Source organism: Methylobacterium organophilum (genome assembly GCF_022179465.1).
Classification (GTDB): Bacteria; Pseudomonadota; Alphaproteobacteria; order Rhizobiales; family Beijerinckiaceae; genus Methylobacterium; species Methylobacterium organophilum.
Genome location: NZ_BPQV01000003.1, coordinates 260,205 through 278,762, shown reverse-complemented (window position 1 = coordinate 278,762; position 18,558 = coordinate 260,205). Strand labels below are relative to the sequence as shown.

Genomic DNA, 18,558 nt, shown 5'->3' with positions numbered 1-18,558 from the left:
CGGCAGGGGAAGCTTTGTTCGTCGTCAGGGGGCGGATGCAGAAGAATTCCCTGCGCGCCCGGCCGAAGGGGGCGCTTCGTCCCGGGTCCCCTCCCTACGGGCAGGGGGTCGCATCCCGGGCCGGGCTCAATTCGGCGGCGGGTTATGGTAAGGCCATGAACGCGGCCTCCGCTCGGGCGGCCGAGACCGGATACGGCGCGTTGCAGGTTCCCGTGGGGTGTCCGCTGCCATGAGAGGCTATGCGGCCAAAGCACAGATCATGGTGGACGTGGCCGCCGTGATCGACGAGGCGCGCCGCGAGGGGCGCGATCTCGCGACGGCCCTGCGCATCGCCCGGGTGACGCTCGCCTATGTCAGCGGCCCGCATCCCGACCCCGAGCAGGCCAAGGCGCTGGCGGCCATCGACCGGCACCTCAAGGAGATCGCCGAGTAGAGCGCGCCGTGCCGGAGGGCCGGCGCGGTCAGCCGCCGAATTGCGACAGGAGCGTCACCGCTCCGAAGGCGAGCACGGAGAAGACCGCGCCCGCGATCAGGATCAGGGCCGCACGGGACTCGCGCAGATCGTCGTTCATCCGGGAAGGTTAGGCCCTGGGCCGGCGTGACGGAAGGGCCTTCCGGGCGAGGCGCCGATCCCCTTGGGAGGGGGTGGAGGGCCGTCCGCGCTCGGTGAAGCGGTCTCTTAAGGGGCAGGCGACAGAGTGGGCCGGGCTCGCCGCGAGCCCCGGAAGATCCACCATGCCGCCCGCAGACCCCTCCGAGACGCCGCTCGCCGCCCTGCACCTCCTGGGCAGCGGCCGTCCGCCCTGCGGCATCGGGGATTTCTCCGCCCGGCTGCTCGCCACCCTGCAGGCGATGGAGCCCGGGCGGCACGAAGCCCTCCTGCTGGAGCCGAAGACGCTTCCCGTCGGCCGGCTGTGGCGGGTGATCGGCCGCTCGCGCAGCCTCGTCGCCAACATGCCGGTGGTGGCCTGGAAGCGGGCCCTCGCCGGCCCCGTCCTCGCCTTCGCCCTCGCCGCCCTGCGCCGGCGCGGGCGCATCGCCGTGCTGCACGAATGGGGCGGCATGCACCGCCTGCGCCGGGCCGTGCTGCGGCCGATCCTGCTCCTGTCCGATCACGTGGTTCTGGTCTCGCCCCAGGTGCGCGACGAGCTCGCCGCGGATTCGATCGTCGGATTCCTCGCCAAACGCGCCGTGCTGATGCCGGTGCCGCCCAACATGATGCGGCCGGCCGAGACCGCGGACAGCCCCCTGCGCACCCGCCTCGCCGCGGCGCGGCAGGCGGGGCGCCTGGTGCTCGGCCATTTCGGCTCGATCTATCCGGGCAAGCAGCCGGAGGCGGTGCTCGCCATCGCCGCCGCCCTGCGGGCGCGGGGCGTCGACGTCCTCACCGTCTTCATCGGCTCCTTCATCAAGGCTTCGGACGGGATCGAGGACATCTTCCACCGCAAGGTCGCGGCGCTCGGCCTGTCGGAGCATGTCGTGGTGTCGGGCTACGTCGCGACGGCGGAGGAGCTCTACGGCCTGTTCGAGACCGTCGACGCCTTCGCCTATGTCCTGCCCGAGGGGCTGACCGCGCGGCGGGCGAGCATCCTCGCCAGCGTCCAGGCCGGGCGGCCGGTCGTAGTGACGGCGCCGCTGCGGGCGGACGAGTTCGATCACCATCCCCGCTTCCGGGCGCTGCTGGAGGAGGGCGCCATCGTGCTCGCTCCGCCCGGAGCGGAGGCCGAGGCCTATGCCGCGCTGGTCCTCGCCGCCGCCGCGCGCCCGACCCGGCTGCCGGAGATCGACGCCGATCTCTGGTTCCGCGACGCCGCCGCCGTGCTGGAGAGGCTGATCCCGCCGGCGGCGCCGGCCCGGGCGGGGGCGGCGCTCAGCGCGTCCTGAACCGGGCGAGGTAGTGGAGGCCGAACACCGCGAACAGGAAGGTCATCCAAAGCGGATCGGCCCGGTCGTAGAAGAAGCTCTCCATGGACGAGAGCAGGATCCCGAAGAGCCAGATCCGCAGGAACATCCAGGCGAGGGGATCGCTCCGGCCCTCCCCCTCCTGCAGGCTCTGAAAGTGGCGCAGGGGCGCGATCAGGAAGACCAGCACGGTGAGGACGAGCCCGACCAGGCCGAGATTGACCGCGCTGTCGAGATAACCGTTGTGGCTGTGGGCGGCGTAGCCCGCCCAGGTCGCGCCCTCGTCGGAACTGTCGCGCACCTTGGCCGTGCCCCAGAAGGCGGAGAAGCCGTAGCCGGTGAGGGGCTTCACCGCCACGGCGTCGACCGCGAAGCGCCACACGTCGGTGCGGCCGGTGAAGGTCGCGTCGATCGGCAGCATCCGCACCACCTTGCCCAGCGGCTCGCTGATCACCGTGCCGACGCTGAACAGGTTGAGGGCGAAGACCAGGCCGAGCGTCATCGCCGCGCGGGCGGCGAAGCCGCGGAACAGGTGGAAGGCCCCGGTCAGGGCGAAGGTGACCACGAGCAGCGCCGTGGCGCTCTTGCCGCCCGAGCCGGCGAGGAAGATCAGGGACGCGGCCACGATCGCGCTTCCGGCCAGGCGCGCGCCCATGCCGAACAGGCCGACGCCGATGAAGGCGACCAGGGCGATCACCGCGGCGGCGTAGTTCTTGTGGCCGAACACGCCGCGCCAGGCCCCCGCGAGCGCGGGTTCCACGAAGTCGTTGGGCTGGTGGATCGCGAGATGCGGGACGAGCAGCATCCCGAGATAGCACAGGGCGAGCAGCGTGCCCGCGGCCAGGGCCAGCAGGTTGCTCAGCTCCCGCCGGGAGCCGGCGAGCAGCGGCAGGCAGGCCGCGAAGACCGAGACCGCCCCGGTGAGGGCCAGCCGCTTGGCGGAGGTCGAAGGATCCTGTGACAACAGGACCGAGAGGCCGAGCCAGACCACCAGGGCGACGAGGCTGCGCGTCAGCAGGGAGCGTAGCGCCGGCGCGTGCTCGCGCAGGGCGAAGCCGATGGCGGCGAGGGCGAGCAGGCCGAAGGTGACGTAGGTCGCGCCCTCCTGGCCGGTGGTGATGTCGCCCGCATCGAGGTTCGACAGGCTCGGGAAGGGCTTGAGGGTGATCCAGGAGACGAGGAGACCGGCGAGGAAGACGAGGCAGCGGGCGAGCCACGGCACGCGCAACTCCGCCACCTGCTCGGCGAGATAGCCGAGCAGGGACGGGGGATGGGTCCGGGTGCCCGGAGCGGCCGCCCGCGTGGTCGCCACGGGGCTCACACCGCGCGATAGGGCTGCGGCTCGATCCGGAGCGCGGCGAGCAGGCGGCCCAAGGCGACGAGGACCGGGTGCAGGGCGATGCTCGGTTCGCGGGTGCGGGCGTAGAGACGCAGGGCCCGGACGGCGGAGACCGGCAGCAGCAGGGCGGTCTTGGCCAGGAGGCGCGACCGGCCGGCGACGCCGTGCGCCCGCTTCGTGTCGATGCGGTGGTTGATCGCGCCGATGCGCAGGCCGCGGCTCATCAGCCAGCGCAGCCGGAGCCGCTCGGGGGGCACCGTCTCGGTGATGACGGCCTCCGCACTCCAGTGGAAGGCGATGCCGGCCGCCTGGGCCCGCACGAAGTAGTCGGTGTCGCCGCCGCCGAGGAAGTTGTAGCCGGGATCGAAGGGCGGCAGGCCGAGCCGCTGGAAGGTCGCGCGGGTGATGAGGCAGTTGCCGCTGCCGTAGATCACCGGGACCGGTCCGCTGGTGTCGTAGGCCGGGGCGAAGGCCGGATGTGCGGCGAGCGCCCGCCGGCCCTCGGCGAGGGCCGGATGTACCGGGCCGCCGACGATGCCCGCCCCGGTGCGCTCGGCGGTCTCGACCATGCGCTCCAGCCAGTGCGGCGTGGCGATCTCGTCGTCGTCGAACATCAGGATGAAGCGCGCGGCCGGGTAGTTCGCGAGGGCCGTGCCGAAGGCCGTGTTGATCGCATGGCAATTGCCCTGGTTCGGCTCCACCACGCTGGTGCCGTTCAGGCGTCCCGCCGCGAAGTAGCCGTCCGCGACGGCCTTGCCTTCCCGGGCCGAGGCGTCGTTCTCGACCACGACCACGGCGAAGGGCCGGGCGATGGTCTGGGTCAGCAGCGAGTCGAGCGTCAGCCGGAGATGGGCGGGCCGGCGGAAGGTCGGCACGCAGACGACGATGTCGATGCCGGCGGGATCGGGATGTCTCATTCTGGAACCTCGGTGGATCCGTCGCCCCCCACCCTGCAAGAAGAGGTCCGGTCGCCGATCGACGGCCCGCGTGGCCGCCGCGCCGGCGGGGCCGATCCGGGACCGCGACACTGGCATGCGGTCTGCTCGGCACCGGCCCATGACCGTTCACTCGTCCCGATTTCCGACGCTGCGCTGGCCGCGCGTCCTGCCGGCCCGGACCGTTCCGGGACGGCGTCCCGCTTCGGGCCGGCTGGGCGCCCTGCTCGCCCGCCATCGCGGTCTGCTCACGAGTTACGCGCAGCTCCTGGCGGGCTCCGGCGGCCGCCTCGCGCTGCAGGTGATCTACTTCTTCGTCCTGGCCAACACCCTCAGCCTCGCCGAGATGGGCGTCTTCGCCTCGGTCTCGGGCGCGGGCATGCTGATCGGCTGCTTCGCCGGGTTCGGGTTCCAGTCCTACGTGATGCGGGCGGCGGCGGGCCGGCGCGCGTCGCTGTCGGGCTATCTCGCCGCCTATTACCTCTGCGCCGTGCTGGCGCTGCCGCTTCTCTTCGCCATCGCGGGCCTCGTCTACCTCGTCCTGTTCCGGAACGTGATCGAGCTGCCGGCCTATCTCGCGATCATGCTCGTCGAGATCGTGCTGTGGCGGCAGATCGAGCTTCTCGTCCAGGTGAATAACGGGCTCGGCCGCTTCGCCGCCGCCTCGACCCTCGTCTCCCTGCCGGTCGGCTTCCGCGCGGTCGCGGCGGTCGCCTTCTGGGCCGGGGGCGGGGGGCATGCCGAGACCTGGAGCCTGTATTACCTCGCGGGCAACCTCGCCGCGGCGGTCGCGCTCAGCATCGCCTTCCATCCCCGGATCCGGCTGCGCCACCGGACGGCCCTGCTCAAGGGCCGCCTGCGGGACGGGCTGCTCTTCGCCTTCTCCTACCTGCTGTTCACGGCCCAGACCGAGGTCGACAAGCTCGTCATCCTGACGCTCGCGGGCGAGCGCATGGCCGGCATCTACGCGATCTCGATGCGGCTCATCGACCTGACCGGCGTGCCGCTGCGGCCGATCTTCATGATGTATTCGCGCGAGCTGATCCGCGCCCGCCGGGCGAGCTGGGAGCGGATCCGGCAATGCCTGAAGCTCGAAGGGACGGTGGCCCTCGTCTCGACCGGCCTGCTGCTCGCCCTCCTCGCCATGCTCCATCTGCGCCCGGGCATCCTCGGGCCGAACGTCTCGGCGGCCTACGGCATGCTCGCGGCCATCATCGCCGTGCCGGCGGTGCGCAACCTGCTCGAATTCCACGGCGAGCTGTTCTTCGCCTTCGGCAGCATGACCCTGCGCGCCGGCCTCACGGCGAGCTTCGTCCTCCTCAAGGCCCTCGCCGTCGCCCTCATCCTCCTGGCCGCCCCCGGCTCGGAATCCTGGGGCGTCTGGCTGAACGCCGTCTACCTGGCGATCTACGCGATCTCCTTCACCGTGGTTTACCGGCTGCTCGTTCGGAGTGCGGCATCATGAGCGGAAGTCCCGAAGAGACCGGCCCCGGCCCGCAGCCGCGTCCCGAGACCGTCGGCATCATCACCTTGAGCCATCGCGGCGATCTCGAGCGCTGCCGGCTGCTGTTCGAGAGCATCGACCGGCACGTGCCCCGGCGCGGCCGACACTACGTCATCGTCGACGACGAGGACGTGGCGCTGTTCGCGCCCCATGCGCGTCCCGACCGCGAGATCCTGCCGCTCTCGCGCTTCCTGCCGCGCTGGCTGCGCCCGGTCCCGCTTCTGCGCTGGCGCCGCCGCCGCTACTGGTGGTCCTTCCACGGCAAGCCGGTGAGCGGCTGGCACATCCAGCAGATCGTGAAGATCGAGGCGGCGCGCGCCCTGCGGGAGAAGCGGTTCTGCCTGATCGATTCCGACATCTATTTCTTCCGCGACTTCGATTTCGCGACCCTGGCCGAGCCGAACCCGGCGCCGTTCCACATCCATGCTGGCGGCGTCACGGAGGGGGCCGTCCGCCACAAGCTCTGGGTCGCCACCGCGAGCCGCCTCGTGGGCACGCCGGCGCCCGTCCTGCCCGCCGACGACTACATCGACCAGATCATCGTCTGGGATCAGGCGAGCGTGCGGGCGATGACCGCCCGGATGGAGCTCCTGAGCGGCCGCAACTGGGTCGCGGCGATGTGCCGGGACCGGGATTTCTCGGAATACATGACCTACGGTGCCTTCGTCGCGAACACGCCGGCCCTGCTCGCCCGCCACAGCCCGACGGCCCGCAGTTTCACACGGACGCATTGGGACGCCGCTCCCCTGGAGGTGCCCGACATCCTCGCGATGCTGCGGGCCGCGGAGCCCTGGGAGCGGGCCTTCTGCATCCAGTCCTTCGGCGCGACGCCCATGGCGACGATCCGTGCGAGCCTCGCCCGATACTATTCGGAGACACAACCGTCGATTTCGGAGGCTTCTTCGCGGGCCGCGTGAGGGATGTAGCAAATCTAAGAGCCAATTTTAACGATATCGACGGATCACGCGGACGTGATACTTTCTTTCTAACGAGAAAAATGCAGAAATACTTCTGACGCATAACTGGTTCGGTCGTTCAAGACATTGTCATCGTTGCGGTGTGCAACTGTTTGGCTGGGCTGGGCCGATGATTTCCTGTAAAGATTTTGGAGGAAGGCGATGGCCATGAGCGCAACGTTCGCAGGCATGGACGCGATCCCGCTCGAGCCCGTTGGGCTGCATGAGGGCACGCCCCTTCCCGCCGGCGAGGCCGGCGCGAGCCTGGCGCGGGTCCATGCCGTGCTCCAGCAGCATCTGCCTACCGGCGAGGTCGCGATCTACGAAGCCGGCGGGGGGGCGGATTCCTATCTGCCCGCCCAGCTGATCCGGCGCGGTCGCGTCACCGTGGTCGACATCGATCCCGTCCAACTCGCCAACAACGGCTACGCCTCGACCCGGGTCGAGGGCGATATTCAGGTTCAGCGCTTCGCGGCGGGCAGCTTCGACCTCGTGACGACCTACAACGTCATCGAGCACCTTCCGGACGTGGCGGCCGCCCTGCAGCGCTTCGCGGAGGCTCTGAAGCCGGGCGGCCTCCTCCTCGTCGGCGCGCCCAATCCCCGGTCCCTGTCGGGGTTCGTGACGCGCGTCTCGCCGCACTGGTTCCACGTCTGGTACTACCGGCGCATCCGCGGCCATGCCCGGGCCGGCCATCCCGGAGAGCCGCCCTTCCCGGTGCATTACCATCCGCTGGTGCTGCCGCGGCGCCTCAAGGCCTATCTCGAGCCCCTCGGCTTCGAGACGCTCTACGAGCGGGTCTACGAGAGCCCGCGCTACGCCGAGATGCGCCAGCGCCTTCCGCTGCTCGCGAGCCTCATGGACGCGGCAACCGACCTGATGAACCTCGCCCTCCTCGGCAAGGTGAACGTGCGCCACGGCGACTACCACCTGATCCTGCGCAAGCGCGCGCCCTCGGCCGACCAGGGAGCCTGAGCCGTGGGTCCGCTGCCCCGCGAGGCCCGGCACTGGCCGTCCCAGCTGCGCGCACGTCTCGCCCATCGCGTCGCGATGCATGTCGCCGGCTCGACCGTGCTGCTGAAGGGCCGGGAGCCCCTGGTCAGCCTCACCTTCGACGACGTGCCGGATTCCGCCTGCACCACGGGGGTGAACCTGCTCGAGGCCTACGGGGCGAAGGGCACGTTCTACATCGCCGGAAAGCTCGTCGACACGCCCTCGGAGCATTGGCGCAACGCGGGGGCGGACCGCCTCGCCGCGCTGCACCGGGCCGGCCACGAGATCGGCTGCCACACGGAATCCCACGCCTTCGTGCCGATGCTGGGCGGGCGGGGCTTCGCCGGGGAGGTGAGCCGGAACCGCGCAACGCTTCGGAGCTTCGGAGTCGGCCTCGAGCCGCGGAGCTTCGCCTTCCCCTACGGCTATGGCTCGGTGAGCGCCAAGCGGGTGGTGCGGGACGTCTTCGCGACCGGCCGCAGCATCATCCCCGGCGTCAATGCGGGCCGGGTCGACCGCTGCTTCCTGCGCGCCAATCCGCTGATCGACGGGGCGCTCGACGCGGGGGAGATCGACCGCCTGATGGACGAGGCCCTGGCGAAGCGGGGCTGGCTGATCTTCTACGGGCACGACGTCACGCCCGCGCCGAGTCCCTATGGCTGCCGGCCTGAGCTTCTGGAGGCCGTGCTGCGCGCGGCCTCCGCGCGGGGCATCGCCTGCGTGACCATGGACGAGGCCCGACGCCGCGCCTTCTGATCGGTCACGCGCTTTCGCCGCAACGTCGCAAGCCGGCGTTCGGCACGATCGGGCGTTCCGCCGGCGGCCGGGCCGCGCGGCGAGAGAGCCTTCCCTTCTCCAAACCCAGCGTTGCGCGCACCACCGCCGAGGCGCTTCGGCGGCAAGGCGATTGCGACCTGGACGGCATCGCGGCCCGCGGCGGCGGCGGATGTCCCGAAAGGGCGCATCCGCTTCTCGAAGCGGTCTCGCGGATCCGGGTTTGGGACGCGCGGCCCGCGTCGCGGCCCACGGGAGCGATCCATGCTGCTGTACGAAGACAGTCTGCCCCGGACGAGTCCGCCGCCCGCCGCCGAGGCGGGGCGGGCCCCTTCCGCCTGGGGACTGTCTCTGCGCGGCGTGTTCCAGATTCTCCGGCGGCGCGCCCTCGTGATCCTCGCCTGCGCGCTCGCCTGCACGGGTATCGCCTTCCTCGTCGGCAAGTCCCTGACGCCGCGCTACGCCGCCGGCGTCCAGCTCTATCTCGACCCGCGCGACCTGCGGCTGATGGACAAGGAGCTGACGCCGGGCAATCAGGATTCCACCGGCTACATGACCATCGTCGAGAGCCAGGCGCAGGTCATCACCTCCAGCAACGTCCTCGCCCGGGTGGTGGCGAGCCAGAACCTCGCCCGGGATCCGGAATTCGTGGGCACCGGCGATCCGGGCCTGCTCGGGAAGATCGGCCTCGCCCTCGGCCTGTCGCAGCCGCCGGTCGCCGATCCGGGCGGGGACGCCGCCATCGCCCTCGACGCCCTGCAGCGGCGCATCGGCGTCAGCCGGAGCGGGCGCACCTTCATCGTCGAGGTCTCGGTCTGGTCGCGGGAGGCGGAGAAGGCCGCCCGCCTCGCCAATGCCGTGGTCGCCGCCTATCTCGCGGAGGAGGCGGCCAACCGCGCGGACGCTGCCAACCGCGCCAGCGCCGGGCTCGCCGCGCGGCTGGGCGAATTGCGCGACGCGGTGAACGCCGCCGAGAGCAAGGTCCAGCTCTACCGGGCCGCGAACGGCCTCGTCGGCACCCGCGACAGCCTCGTCACCGATCAGCAGCTCACCCAGCTCACCGCTCAGCTCGCCACCGCCCGCGCCCGGGCCACCGACGCCAAGGCCCGCGTCGACCAGATCGAGCGCATGCGCAAGGACGGGCTCGATGCCGGCGGCAACGAGGACGTGCTCGCCTCCCAGGCCATCACGACCCTGCGCGGCCAGTACAGCGAGCTCAGCCGCCGGCAGGCGGAGCTGATGCACGATCTCGGGCCGCGCCATCCCCTCGTCAGCTCGATCCAGTCACAGGTCCAGCAGGTCCGCCGCCTGATCGACCAGGAGATCGGCCGCTTCGCCCAGGCGGCCCGCACCGATCTCGCCCGTGCCCAGGCGACGGTGAAGGCGCTGGAGCAGAGCTTCGAGCAGGCCAAGGGCCGCACCGTCGACGTCGCCCAGGCCTCGATCCGCCTGCGCGAACTGGAGCGGGAGGCCGAGGCGAGCCGCGCGGTCTACGAGGCGTTCCTCGTCCGCGCCCGCGAGACCAGCGAGCAGGCGCGCCTCGACATCGGCAATGCCCGCGTCATCACCCCGGCGGTGCGGCCGCTACAGCGCAGCTACCCGCCGCCGGCCAAGACCCTGGCGATGCTGGGCTTCGGCGCGGGCCTGCTGCTCGGGCTCGTCCTGGCCTTCGGCGAAGACCGCCTCCGCCGGGAGATGGGCGCCTCCGGCGCCCAGGCGCTGCGCCGGAGCGCCGCCCCCTTTCCCGACGATCCCCCTCGCCCGCCCCTGCTGACGGCCGTCTCCACCACCGCGGGCCGTGGTGTCGGCACCTATGGAGGCGCGCGATGAGCCCGATGGAATCCGCAGCCGCGCCGGGCGCGGCCCTGATGCGCGCCGTACCGGCGACCCGCCTCGGCGGAGTCGCGATCGCCGCCGCGGACATGGCGGAGACGGTGGCGCTGATGATCGAGGCGGCGCGCCTGCCGCGCGGGGAGCGGCCCCTCTTCCTCACCTCCGTCAACGGCGAGGTGCTCTCGCGCTGCGCCCGCGATCCGGATTTCGCGCAGCTCGTCGAGGCGGCCGACCTGATCAATCCCGACGGGCAGCCGATGGTGGTGCTGTCCCGCTGGTTCGGGAGCCGGCGGCTGCCCGAGCGGGTGGCGACCACCGACCTGTTTCACCACGTCGCCCGCGCCGCGATCCCGCATGGCGTCAGCTTCTATCTCTACGGGGCCACCGAGGAGGAGAACCGGCGCGCGCTCGCGAATGTCCGGAAGCTCTATCCGGACCTGCGCCTGCTGGGAGGCAGCCACGGTTTCCACCGCGGCGCGGCGCTGGAGGCCAAGCTCGCCGAGATCGATGCCCTCGCCCCGGACATCCTCTGGCTCGGCCTCGGGGTGCCGCGGGAGCAGCGTTTCGTGCAGGAGCACGGGGCCCGGCTCTCCCGCGTCGGCATGATCAAGACCTCGGGTGGCCTGTTCAACTTCCTGTCGGGCACGCGCTCCCGCGCCCCGGCCTGGATCCAGCGAGTCGGCTTCGAATGGGCCTGGCGTCTCGGCCAGGAGCCGGCCCGGCTGACGATCCGTTACACCCTCACCAATCCGCACGCCGTCGCCCTCCTAGTGGGGAGCGGCCTGCGGGCCCAGGCCGTCCGCGTCGCGGCGCGGATGCAGGCCGGACGCGGCGCCGGCAACTCGCCGCGCGCCCTTGCCCAGAACGGAGAGTAGGTTCGATGCGAAGGGTCCCCGAGACGCTGCGCAAGCACATCCCGACCGCCGGCCTGATCGGCGCGGTCGGCATTACCGTGGCCTGGTGGGCCCTCGTCGCCCACGGGCTGTGGCTGGCCTATAATTGGGTCTCGGTCTGATCGGCGGAGGCTGCGGACCGCAGCTCGTAGACCCGGATGCCGGAGGACAGCCCCTTGATGGCGGCAAGCCCCGCCGGCGCGAAGGCGAAGCCGGCTCCGGCGGCCTTCACCACGTCCTCGCTGACGAGGATCGTGGTTCCGAGCTGCTTGTTGTGCTGCTCCAGCCGGCTCGCCACGTTCACGGTGTGGCCGATCACGGTGTAGCTCAGCCGGTCGATCGATCCGACATGGCCGACGATGCCCGCGCCGGTGTTCAGGCCGTAGCGCGTCCGGATGCCCGGCAGGCCCTCGCGGCGGAAGGCGGCGTTGAGCGCCTCGAGGCGCGCCACGATGTCCAGCGTCGCGGCGCAGGCGCGGGCGGCGTGGTCCTGGCAGGCGGGCGAGGAGACCCAGACTGCCATGACGCTGTCGCCGATATACTTGTCCACGAAGCCGCCCGACGCCGTCACCCCCGCGGCGATCGTGCCGAAATAGCGCGACATCTGGGTCATCAGGGCGTGCGGGTCGGCCCGCTCCGACATCGACGTGAATCCCTCCACATCCGTGAACAGCACCGTCACTTCCTGCCGGATGCCGCCGACCATCGGCACCTTCCGGTCGCGGGCGATGGAGCGGACGAGGTGGGCCGGGACGTAGCAGGTGAAGGTGCGCAGGGTGCGTTCGAGCATCAGCACCATGGTCCAGAGCTCGTCGATCTCCCGGATGTGGGAGGGCCGCGCCCGGCTCGCCTCGAATTCGAAGCGGGAGATGCCGGAAATCGCCCGGGTCACGGCCCCGAGCGGGCGGGTGAGCTGCCGGGCCGCCAGGAGCGAAACGAGGGCCGCCGCCACCATCGCCGCGAGCCCGATGATGAGCTGCCGGTCGCGCAGGGCCGCTGCGGGGCCGAGGACGACGCTCTCCGGCATGCTGATGGCGGTGACGAGGCCCGTTTCCGCGCCCGGCCGGTCGAAGCGGACGAAGTAATCTTCCTCGTCGATGGACAGGATCTTGTCCCGAACGGCGCCCCCTGCGGCATAGGCGCGGAACAGGGCCGACAGCAGCGGGTTGCCCGCCTCGGTGATGGAGGGCAGGCCGTCGATGAGGGGGCGGTCGGGCGCGGCCTCCGCAGCCTCTTCGGTGGCGGCGACGAGCTGGCCGCCCGGATGGAACAGCGCCAGATCCGCGCCGCTCGACCGCTCGACCGCTTGAGAGCGGTCAGCGTCCCGGACAGGCGCTTGAGGGTGATGTCGATACCGTAGACGATGCCGGGTTCGGAGGTGGCACGCCGGGCGAGGGTGACGCCGATGATGTTGCGCTGGCCGATATAGCGGTAGGGCGGCGTCGTGATCGTCTCCGGGGTGACGACGGAGGCGGTGTACCAGGGCCGGTTCCGGGCATCGAAATCGGAAGGGGTGGTGTCCGTCTGGGCAAGTTCGCGGCCCTGCTCGTCGAGGTGGTACGTGCGCTGGACGAGGCCGTCCGGTGCGGCGGTGACCACCTTGAAGACGTAGACGGCACCGGCGACCTCCCGGTTGTCGTCGTCGAGGCGCCCGACGATGAGGGCGGTGCCGTCGTCGCGTCCGATCTGCACGGCGGCCACTGCGGGCGAGCGGCGCGCATCCGATTGCATGATGGCGAGAATCACCCGGCCTGCGGCGAGCGGCTCCATCCGCCCGAGCGGCATGGCCGCGAGCGCGTCCAGCATGATCAAGCCCGGATCGAAGGTCGCGCGCAGGCGTTGCGCGACGGTCGAGGCCAGGGCATCGAACCGGGCCGTCGCTTCTTCCGAGGATAGGGCGGCCGTCTCGCGATAGGTGGTCCAAACCAGGCCGCCGACGACCGTGACGATGATGAGCGCGAACACCGCCGCGAGCAGGGCTTGCAGGCCGACCGCCGCCGCGCGCGGGCTCTGGGGTGTCTTTCGGCGTTTGGACACGCGACCGTCTTTCGGCTCCGGAGCCCTGCGGCGGTCGACCGCCGCAGGGCGCGCCGGCGCGGCACAGGCCCGAACGGCCTCGTATCCGCCCCTGATGCGTCCGTGGCGAGGGCGCGCAGCGCCGGCTCCGGGCATCATTTTGAGCCCCGGATATGAACAATCCCCTTGGGTCTCCCAAGGCGGACGTTCTTTCTTTAGAACGGCAGATGTGGAGAGGGTTCTTGTCGTTTATGCATCAAATAATAGAACTTTGTTTTATTTTTGCCGAAAATGAGCCGTTCCGAGAGGAGGAAGGCCCGGATCGGCGAGGGGGTGACGGGAGGCTTTGCCTTGACAACGTTCTTTTAAAAGAACAACACATCCGGGCATTCACGCAACGAACGGCCCCTCGGATCGGGAGGGCTGTCCGGCTTCCGGAGCTCGTCTTGACCGCCCACGCCTCGAAGATCGCCCGTTCCGCGACCCGCCGCAGCGGCTTCCTCGCCATGGCCGGCCTCGCCGCCATCGCCTGTTTCGGGATGCCGGCCTCGGCCCGCGCGGCGGAGCTGCTCAACGTCTCCTACGATCCGACCCGCGAGCTCTACCGCGACATCAACGCCGCCTTCGCCGCCGACTGGAAGGCCAAGACCGGCGAGGAGATCACCGTGCGTGCCTCCCATGGCGGCTCCGGCGCCCAGGCCCGCACCGTCATCGACGGCGTGCCGGCCGACGTCGTGACCCTCGGCATCCCCTCCGACATCGACGCCATCTCCAAGATCTCGAAGAAGATCTCTCCCGACTGGCGCAGCAAGCTGCCGAACGAGGGCCTGCCCTATACCTCGACGGTCGTGTTCCTGGTGCGCAAGGGCAACCCGAAGGGCGTCAAGGACTGGGCCGACCTCGTCAATCCCGACATCAAGGTCATCACCCCCAACCCGAAGACCTCCGCCGGCGGGCGCTGGAACTTCCTCGCCGCCTGGGGCTACGCCTACGAGAAGGAAGGCAAGAACGCTGAGAAGGCCAACGCCTTCGTCGGTCAGGTCTACAAGAACGTGCCGGTTCTCGATACCGGCGCCCGCGGCTCGACCGTGACCTTCGCCCAGCGCGGCCTCGGCGACGTGCTGCCGACCTGGGAGAACGAGGCCTTCCTCGTCCTGCAGGAATTCGGCGCCGACAAGTTCGACGTGGTGGTGCCGCCCTCCTCGATCTACGCCGAGCCGCCGGTCGCCATCGTCGACGCCAATGTCGACGCCAAGGGCACCCGCAAGCAGGCCGAGGCCTATCTGCAGTTCCTCTACACGGATGCGGCCCAGGCGATCTTCGCCAAACACCATTACCGGCCGATCAAGCGCGAGGCCGCCGACAAGAAGGACCTCGCCCTCCTGCCCGAGATCAAGCTGTTCAAGATCGAGGATCTGCAGGGCGGCTGGGACGATATCCAGAAGAAGAATTTCGACAATGGCGGCCTGTTCGACCAGCTGAGCAAGGCCGGCCGCTGAGGCGCCCATGGCTGCTGCTTCCGCCCCTCCCACGCAGCGCCCCGCCCGGCGCTTCCGCCGGCCGAGCGTGATCCCGGGCTTCGGGCTCACCTTCGGCTACGCCCTGACCTGCCTGACGCTGATCGTGCTGCTGCCGCTCGCGGCCCTCGTGGCCAAGGCCTCGGGCATCGGCCTCTCCGGCATCGTCGAGGTGGCCCGCGATCCGCGGGTGGCGAGCGCGCTCAGGATCAGCTTCGGCGTGTCGCTGGTGGCGGCGCTCGTCTCCTCGGTCTTCGGCTTCCTCGTGGCCTGGGTGCTGACGCGCTACCGCTTCCCCGGCCGCAAGGTGGTCGACGCGGTGGTGGATCTGCCCTTTGCCCTGCCGACCGCGGTGGCCGGCATCGCCCTCGCCTCGCTCTACGCGCCGACCGGCCTCGTCGGCGCGCAGCTCGCCAAGCTCGGCATCCAGGCGGCCTACACCCCGGTGGGCATCTTCATCGCCATGGTCTTCATCGGGCTGCCCTTCGCCGTGCGCACGGTGCAGCCGCTCATCGCCGAGATCGACAAGGAGGTGGAGGAAGCCTCCGCCACCCTCGGCGCGACCCGCCTGGCCACCCTGACCAAGGTCGTGCTGCCGCCGCTGGTGCCGGCGGTGCTGACCGGCTTCGCCCTGGCCTTCGCCCGGGGCGTCGGCGAGTACGGCTCGATCATCTTCATCGCGGGCAACCTGCCCTACGTCTCGGAGATCGCGCCGCTCCTCATCGTCATCAAGCTCTCCGAGTTCGATTACGGGGGCGCCGCTGCCATCGCCACGATCATGCTCGGGATCTCGTTCCTGACGCTGCTCGCGATCAACCTGATCCAGGCCTGGAGCCGGCGGAGATTCGGTTATGTCTGAGGCCGTGCCCGCCTCCACCTTCGCCGTGACGCCGGCCCCGGCCACGCCGCGCAGCGCCGTCACGGAAGGGGCCGGCATCCGCTGGCTGTTGATCGGGATCGCGGTCGTGTTCCTGGCGCTGTTCCTGGTGCTGCCGCTGGTCACGGTCTTCGCCCAGGCCCTGTCGAAGGGCCTCGAGACCTATCTCGCGACCTTCCGGGAGCCGGACGCGCTCTCGGCGATCCGCCTGACCCTCATCGTCGCGGCCATCGCCGTGCCCTTCAACCTGGTCTTCGGCGTGGCGGCCGCCTGGGCGATCGCCAAGTTCGAGTTCCCGGGCAAGAGCCTGCTCATCACCCTGATCGACCTGCCCTTCTCGGTCTCGCCGGTGGTCTCGGGCCTGATCTACGTGCTGCTGTTCGGCGCGCAGGGCCTGTTCGGCACCTTCTTCGCGAGCCACGGCATCCAGATCCTGTTCGCGCTGCCGGGCATCGTGCTCGCGACGATCTTCGTCACCTTCCCCTTCGTCGCCCGCGAGCTGATCCCGCTGATGCAGGAGCAGGGCACCACGGAGGAGGAAGCGGCGTTGACGCTGGGGGCCTCCGGCCTGCACGCCTTCCTCACGGTGACGCTGCCCAACATCCGTTGGGGCCTGCTCTACAGCGTCCTGCTCTGCAACGCCCGGGCGATGGGCGAATTCGGGGCCGTCTCGGTGGTGTCCGGGCATATCCGCGGACTGACCAACACGATCCCGCTCCACGTGGAGATCCTCTACAATGAGTACAACTTCGTTGCCGCTTTCGCCGTCGCCTCCCTCCTCGCCGGTCTCGCCCTCGTCACGCTCGTCATCAAATCCGTTCTCGAGTGGCGCTACGCGAGCGAGCTCGCCTCCGGCGCCCGCCATTAGCGGCCTCGTCGGCAAGCCGACGGCGATCCGGGTCGAGGACCTCTCGAAGACCTTCGAGACGGCCGCCGTCCTGCACGGCCTCTCCCTCGACGTGCGGGCGGGGGAACTGCTCGGTCTGCTCGGCCCCTCGGGCTCGGGCAAGACCACGCTGCTGCGCATCATCGCGGGGCTCGACTTCCCGGATAGCGGCCGGATCCTGTTTGGCGGCGACGACGCCACGGGCCTGCCCGTGCAGCAGCGCGCGGTGGGCTTCGTGTTCCAGCACTACGCCCTGTTCAAGCACATGACCGTGGCCGACAACATCGCCTACGGGCTCAACGCCCGGAAACGGGCGGACCGGCCGGCCAAGGCGGAGATCAAGCGCCGCGTCGGCGACCTGCTCGACCTGATCCGCCTCTCGGGCTTCGCGGACCGCTACCCCTCGCAGCTCTCCGGCGGCCAGCGCCAGCGCATCGCGCTCGCCCGGGCGCTCGCGGTGGAGCCACGGGTGCTCCTCCTCGACGAACCCTTCGGCGCGCTGGACGCGCAGGTGCGCAAGGACCTGCGCCGCTGGCTGCGGGAGATCCACAACCGCACCGGCCAGACCACGATCTTCGTGACCCACGACCAGGACGAGGCGCTGGAGCTCTCCGACCGGGTCGCCGTGCTCGACAAGGGCCGCCTGGAGCAGATCGGCACCCCGGACGAGGTGCAGGACAGCCCGGCCTCGGCCACGGTGCTGAAGTTCCTGGGCGACGCCATCGAGATCGAGGCGATCGCCGAGGGCGGCCGGGTCCTCGTCAACGGCCGGGCGACGCCGGTCGCCGCGCCGCGGGACGTGATCGGCCCGATCAAGCTCTATGTCCGGCCCTGGCAGTTCCAGTTCGCCGACGGCTTCGAGGCGCATCTCGGCGGCACCGTGCGCTCCTCGCATCGCAGCCAGGGCCGCCAGCGCATCGAGGTCGACCGGGGCGAGGGGCGCACCCTCGCCGTGGAGGACACGGATGGCGAGCGCTACGAGGCCGGCCGCGAGGTGGGCCTGCGCATCGTCGGCGGCTACGTCTTCCCCTGATCAATGCCCGCGAGGGGAAATGTCCCGCCCCTCGCGTCAGGACTGCAATCTCTGCATGTAATTTGATTGTATGCAGTTGTGTCGCGCGTCTTAGGGGATTCTGCATCTTCTGCGACTAGGCCCACCACATGTTCGTGTTGTGGGATCCGTCCGGCGAATGAGATCTGCCCCGTGCCTCGACGTGGTGGCCTCCCCGGCCCCGGATCGGCGGGAGCGGCGGCTGTTCTCGAAGCCCTCCCGCTTCGTCGTCGACCGTGGCCGCGGCGCCTTCGCCGTCCTCGCCCTTCTCCTCGCCGCGCTTCTGCCGGGGACGGCTAAGGCCCAGGACAAGGAGATCGGCTGGACGATCTACGACGCCGCGCCCTTCATGATCACCGACGGGCCGGATCGGGACCGGGGCATCTTCGACCGGATCCGGCAGCGCCTGATCGAGCGGCTCGACGGCTACCGGCACCGGATGGTGACCGTGCCGTTTCCCCGGGTGCTCCACGAGATCCGCAAGGGCGCCGACTGGTGCTTCGTGGGCGGGGTGAAGACCCCGGAGCGGGAGACCTTCGCGGTCTTCTCCCTGCCGGTGTCGATGTTCTATCCCCTGCGCATCATGGTCCACGCCCCCCGGCGGGCGACCTTCGACGCCCTGGGGCCGCTCTCCCTGAACGGGCTCCTCAAGGATCGGCGCGACCTGCGTACCAGCGTCCTGCGCGACCGCTCCCTCGGCCTCGAGATCGATGCGCTCCTGCGCGCGAACGCGCCCCTGCCGACCCATTCCGAGTTCTCGGAAGCCTTCCGGATGCTGCTCAACGACCGTCTCGACTATCTCGTCGAGTATCCGACCATCGCCCGCTACGGTGCCCGCCGGCTCGGTGCGGAGGAGGCTTTCGTCGGGCTGCCCTTCGCCGAGACCCCGGAGCCGGTCTTCTCCCGGGTCATGTGCGCGAACACGCCGAACGGGCAGGAGGTCGTCGCCCGGGTCAACGCCGTCCTGCGCGAGGAGCGTCCGGGCGCGGCCTGGCGGGAGATCGTCGAGTCCTGGTCCGAGCCCGCCGATCTGCAAAAGATCCGCGCCGTCTACGACACACGTTTCCTGACGGGCGAGTGAG

Annotated in this window: 18 protein-coding genes; 14 read left to right on the top strand and 4 right to left on the bottom strand. The window is 70.5% G+C overall.

Annotation, left to right across the window (positions count from 1 at the left end):
- Positions 1 to 229: 229 nt before the first annotated feature.
- Both MFF21_RS06775 and MFF21_RS06770 read left to right on the top strand, forming a co-directional pair.
- Positions 230 to 433, top strand: a complete 204-nt coding sequence (locus MFF21_RS06775) for a hypothetical protein (protein WP_238310485.1) — start codon at positions 230 to 232, stop codon at positions 431 to 433.
- A 302-nt stretch (positions 434 to 735) separates the two neighbouring features.
- On the top strand, positions 736 to 1,884 hold the full coding sequence (locus MFF21_RS06770; RefSeq protein WP_238310484.1) for a glycosyltransferase family protein: 1,149 nt from the start codon (positions 736 to 738) through the stop codon (positions 1,882 to 1,884).
- On the opposite strand, the gene MFF21_RS06765 is transcribed toward MFF21_RS06770, so the two are convergent.
- Both MFF21_RS06765 and MFF21_RS06760 read right to left on the bottom strand, forming a co-directional pair.
- Positions 1,871 to 3,214, bottom strand: a complete 1,344-nt coding sequence (locus tag MFF21_RS06765) for an O-antigen ligase family protein (protein WP_238310483.1) — start codon at positions 3,212 to 3,214, stop codon at positions 1,871 to 1,873. The two genes, MFF21_RS06770 and MFF21_RS06765, sit on opposite strands and share 14 nt — an antisense overlap.
- A 5-nt stretch (positions 3,215 to 3,219) precedes the next feature.
- Positions 3,220 to 4,158: a glycosyltransferase family 2 protein gene (locus MFF21_RS06760; RefSeq protein ID WP_238310482.1), complete on the bottom strand. Its 939-nt coding sequence runs from the start codon at positions 4,156 to 4,158 to the stop codon at positions 3,220 to 3,222.
- Positions 4,159 to 4,297: 139 nt separating this feature from the next.
- On the opposite strand from MFF21_RS06760, the gene MFF21_RS06755 reads away from it, so the two are divergent.
- From MFF21_RS06755 to MFF21_RS23960, 7 genes are all read left to right on the top strand, one after another.
- Positions 4,298 to 5,641, top strand: coding sequence for a lipopolysaccharide biosynthesis protein (locus MFF21_RS06755; protein ID WP_238310481.1), 1,344 nt, complete (start codon positions 4,298 to 4,300; stop codon positions 5,639 to 5,641).
- The gene (locus MFF21_RS06750; protein WP_238310480.1) at positions 5,638 to 6,597 is read left to right on the top strand and encodes a DUF6492 family protein; all 960 of its coding nucleotides are present in this window, start codon (positions 5,638 to 5,640) and stop codon (positions 6,595 to 6,597) included. Before MFF21_RS06755 ends, MFF21_RS06750 begins: the two co-directional genes overlap by 4 nt.
- 207 nt (positions 6,598 to 6,804) lie before the next feature.
- Positions 6,805 to 7,611 (top strand): class I SAM-dependent methyltransferase, encoded by an 807-nt coding sequence (locus MFF21_RS06745; protein WP_238310479.1) that lies wholly within the window; start codon positions 6,805 to 6,807, stop codon positions 7,609 to 7,611.
- 3 nt (positions 7,612 to 7,614) lie between these two features.
- The gene (locus tag MFF21_RS06740; RefSeq protein WP_238310478.1) at positions 7,615 to 8,385 is read left to right on the top strand and encodes a polysaccharide deacetylase family protein; all 771 of its coding nucleotides are present in this window, start codon (positions 7,615 to 7,617) and stop codon (positions 8,383 to 8,385) included.
- Positions 8,386 to 8,667: 282 nt separating this feature from the next.
- Positions 8,668 to 10,233, top strand: coding sequence for a GumC family protein (locus tag MFF21_RS06735; protein WP_238310477.1), 1,566 nt, complete (start codon positions 8,668 to 8,670; stop codon positions 10,231 to 10,233).
- Entirely contained in the window at positions 10,230 to 11,111 is an 882-nt protein-coding gene (locus MFF21_RS06730) for a WecB/TagA/CpsF family glycosyltransferase (RefSeq protein ID WP_373324946.1), read from the top strand. The genes MFF21_RS06735 and MFF21_RS06730 overlap by 4 nt, the downstream gene beginning before the upstream one ends.
- 5 nt (positions 11,112 to 11,116) lie before the next feature.
- On the top strand, positions 11,117 to 11,251 hold the full coding sequence (locus MFF21_RS23960) for a hypothetical protein (protein ID WP_276518064.1): 135 nt from the start codon (positions 11,117 to 11,119) through the stop codon (positions 11,249 to 11,251).
- Here MFF21_RS23960 and MFF21_RS06725 read toward each other — a convergent pair.
- Positions 11,230 to 11,835 carry an adenylate/guanylate cyclase domain-containing protein gene (locus MFF21_RS06725; RefSeq protein WP_283206510.1) on the bottom strand — a complete coding sequence of 202 codons (606 nt, stop codon included), beginning with the start codon at positions 11,833 to 11,835 and terminating at the stop codon, positions 11,230 to 11,232. The two genes, MFF21_RS23960 and MFF21_RS06725, sit on opposite strands and share 22 nt — an antisense overlap.
- A gap of 182 nt (positions 11,836 to 12,017) precedes the next feature.
- On the bottom strand, positions 12,018 to 13,304 hold the full coding sequence (locus MFF21_RS06720) for a PDC sensor domain-containing protein (protein ID WP_238310476.1): 1,287 nt from the start codon (positions 13,302 to 13,304) through the stop codon (positions 12,018 to 12,020).
- A 347-nt stretch (positions 13,305 to 13,651) separates the two neighbouring features.
- Between MFF21_RS06720 and MFF21_RS06715 the strand changes: the two genes are divergently transcribed.
- The 5 genes from MFF21_RS06715 to MFF21_RS06695 all read left to right on the top strand — a co-directional run bounded on the left by MFF21_RS06715 (position 13,652) and on the right by MFF21_RS06695 (position 18,557).
- Positions 13,652 to 14,644 carry a sulfate ABC transporter substrate-binding protein gene (locus MFF21_RS06715; RefSeq protein WP_238310525.1) on the top strand — a complete coding sequence of 331 codons (993 nt, stop codon included), beginning with the start codon at positions 13,652 to 13,654 and terminating at the stop codon, positions 14,642 to 14,644.
- 7 nt (positions 14,645 to 14,651) lie between these two features.
- Entirely contained in the window at positions 14,652 to 15,521 is an 870-nt protein-coding gene (cysT, locus tag MFF21_RS06710; RefSeq protein WP_238310475.1) for a sulfate ABC transporter permease subunit CysT, read from the top strand.
- Positions 15,514 to 16,407, top strand: coding sequence for a sulfate ABC transporter permease subunit CysW (cysW, locus tag MFF21_RS06705; protein WP_238310474.1), 894 nt, complete (start codon positions 15,514 to 15,516; stop codon positions 16,405 to 16,407). Before cysT ends, cysW begins: the two co-directional genes overlap by 8 nt.
- A gap of 25 nt (positions 16,408 to 16,432) precedes the next feature.
- A complete protein-coding gene (locus tag MFF21_RS06700; RefSeq protein WP_238310524.1) occupies positions 16,433 to 17,458 on the top strand; it encodes a sulfate/molybdate ABC transporter ATP-binding protein in 1,026 nt (341 codons plus the stop codon).
- A 157-nt stretch (positions 17,459 to 17,615) separates the two neighbouring features.
- Entirely contained in the window at positions 17,616 to 18,557 is a 942-nt protein-coding gene (locus tag MFF21_RS06695) for a TIGR02285 family protein (protein ID WP_238310473.1), read from the top strand.
- Position 18,558: the final 1 nt, after the last annotated feature.

Bases quoted from the DNA above. Each gene is read 5' to 3' on its own strand.
- MFF21_RS06775 (WP_238310485.1), top strand. From the start codon at position 230: ATGAGAGGCTATGCGGCCAAAGCACAGATCATGGTGGACGTGGCCGCC.
- MFF21_RS06770 (WP_238310484.1), top strand. From the start codon at position 736: ATGCCGCCCGCAGACCCCTCCGAGACGCCGCTCGCCGCCCTGCACCTC.
- MFF21_RS06760 (WP_238310482.1), bottom strand. From the start codon at position 4,158: ATGAGACATCCCGATCCCGCCGGCATCGACATCGTCGTCTGCGTGCCG.
- MFF21_RS06755 (WP_238310481.1), top strand. From the start codon at position 4,298: ATGACCGTTCACTCGTCCCGATTTCCGACGCTGCGCTGGCCGCGCGTC.
- MFF21_RS06750 (WP_238310480.1), top strand. From the start codon at position 5,638: ATGAGCGGAAGTCCCGAAGAGACCGGCCCCGGCCCGCAGCCGCGTCCC.
- MFF21_RS06745 (WP_238310479.1), top strand. From the start codon at position 6,805: ATGAGCGCAACGTTCGCAGGCATGGACGCGATCCCGCTCGAGCCCGTT.
- MFF21_RS06735 (WP_238310477.1), top strand. From the start codon at position 8,668: ATGCTGCTGTACGAAGACAGTCTGCCCCGGACGAGTCCGCCGCCCGCC.
- MFF21_RS06730 (WP_373324946.1), top strand. From the start codon at position 10,230: ATGAGCCCGATGGAATCCGCAGCCGCGCCGGGCGCGGCCCTGATGCGC.
- MFF21_RS23960 (WP_276518064.1), top strand. From the start codon at position 11,117: ATGCGAAGGGTCCCCGAGACGCTGCGCAAGCACATCCCGACCGCCGGC.
- MFF21_RS06725 (WP_283206510.1), bottom strand. From the start codon at position 11,835: ATGGTCGGCGGCATCCGGCAGGAAGTGACGGTGCTGTTCACGGATGTG.
- MFF21_RS06720 (WP_238310476.1), bottom strand. From the start codon at position 13,304: ATGATGCCCGGAGCCGGCGCTGCGCGCCCTCGCCACGGACGCATCAGG.
- MFF21_RS06715 (WP_238310525.1), top strand. From the start codon at position 13,652: ATGGCCGGCCTCGCCGCCATCGCCTGTTTCGGGATGCCGGCCTCGGCC.
- cysT (WP_238310475.1), top strand. From the start codon at position 14,652: ATGGCTGCTGCTTCCGCCCCTCCCACGCAGCGCCCCGCCCGGCGCTTC.
- cysW (WP_238310474.1), top strand. From the start codon at position 15,514: ATGTCTGAGGCCGTGCCCGCCTCCACCTTCGCCGTGACGCCGGCCCCG.
- MFF21_RS06695 (WP_238310473.1), top strand. From the start codon at position 17,616: ATGAGATCTGCCCCGTGCCTCGACGTGGTGGCCTCCCCGGCCCCGGAT.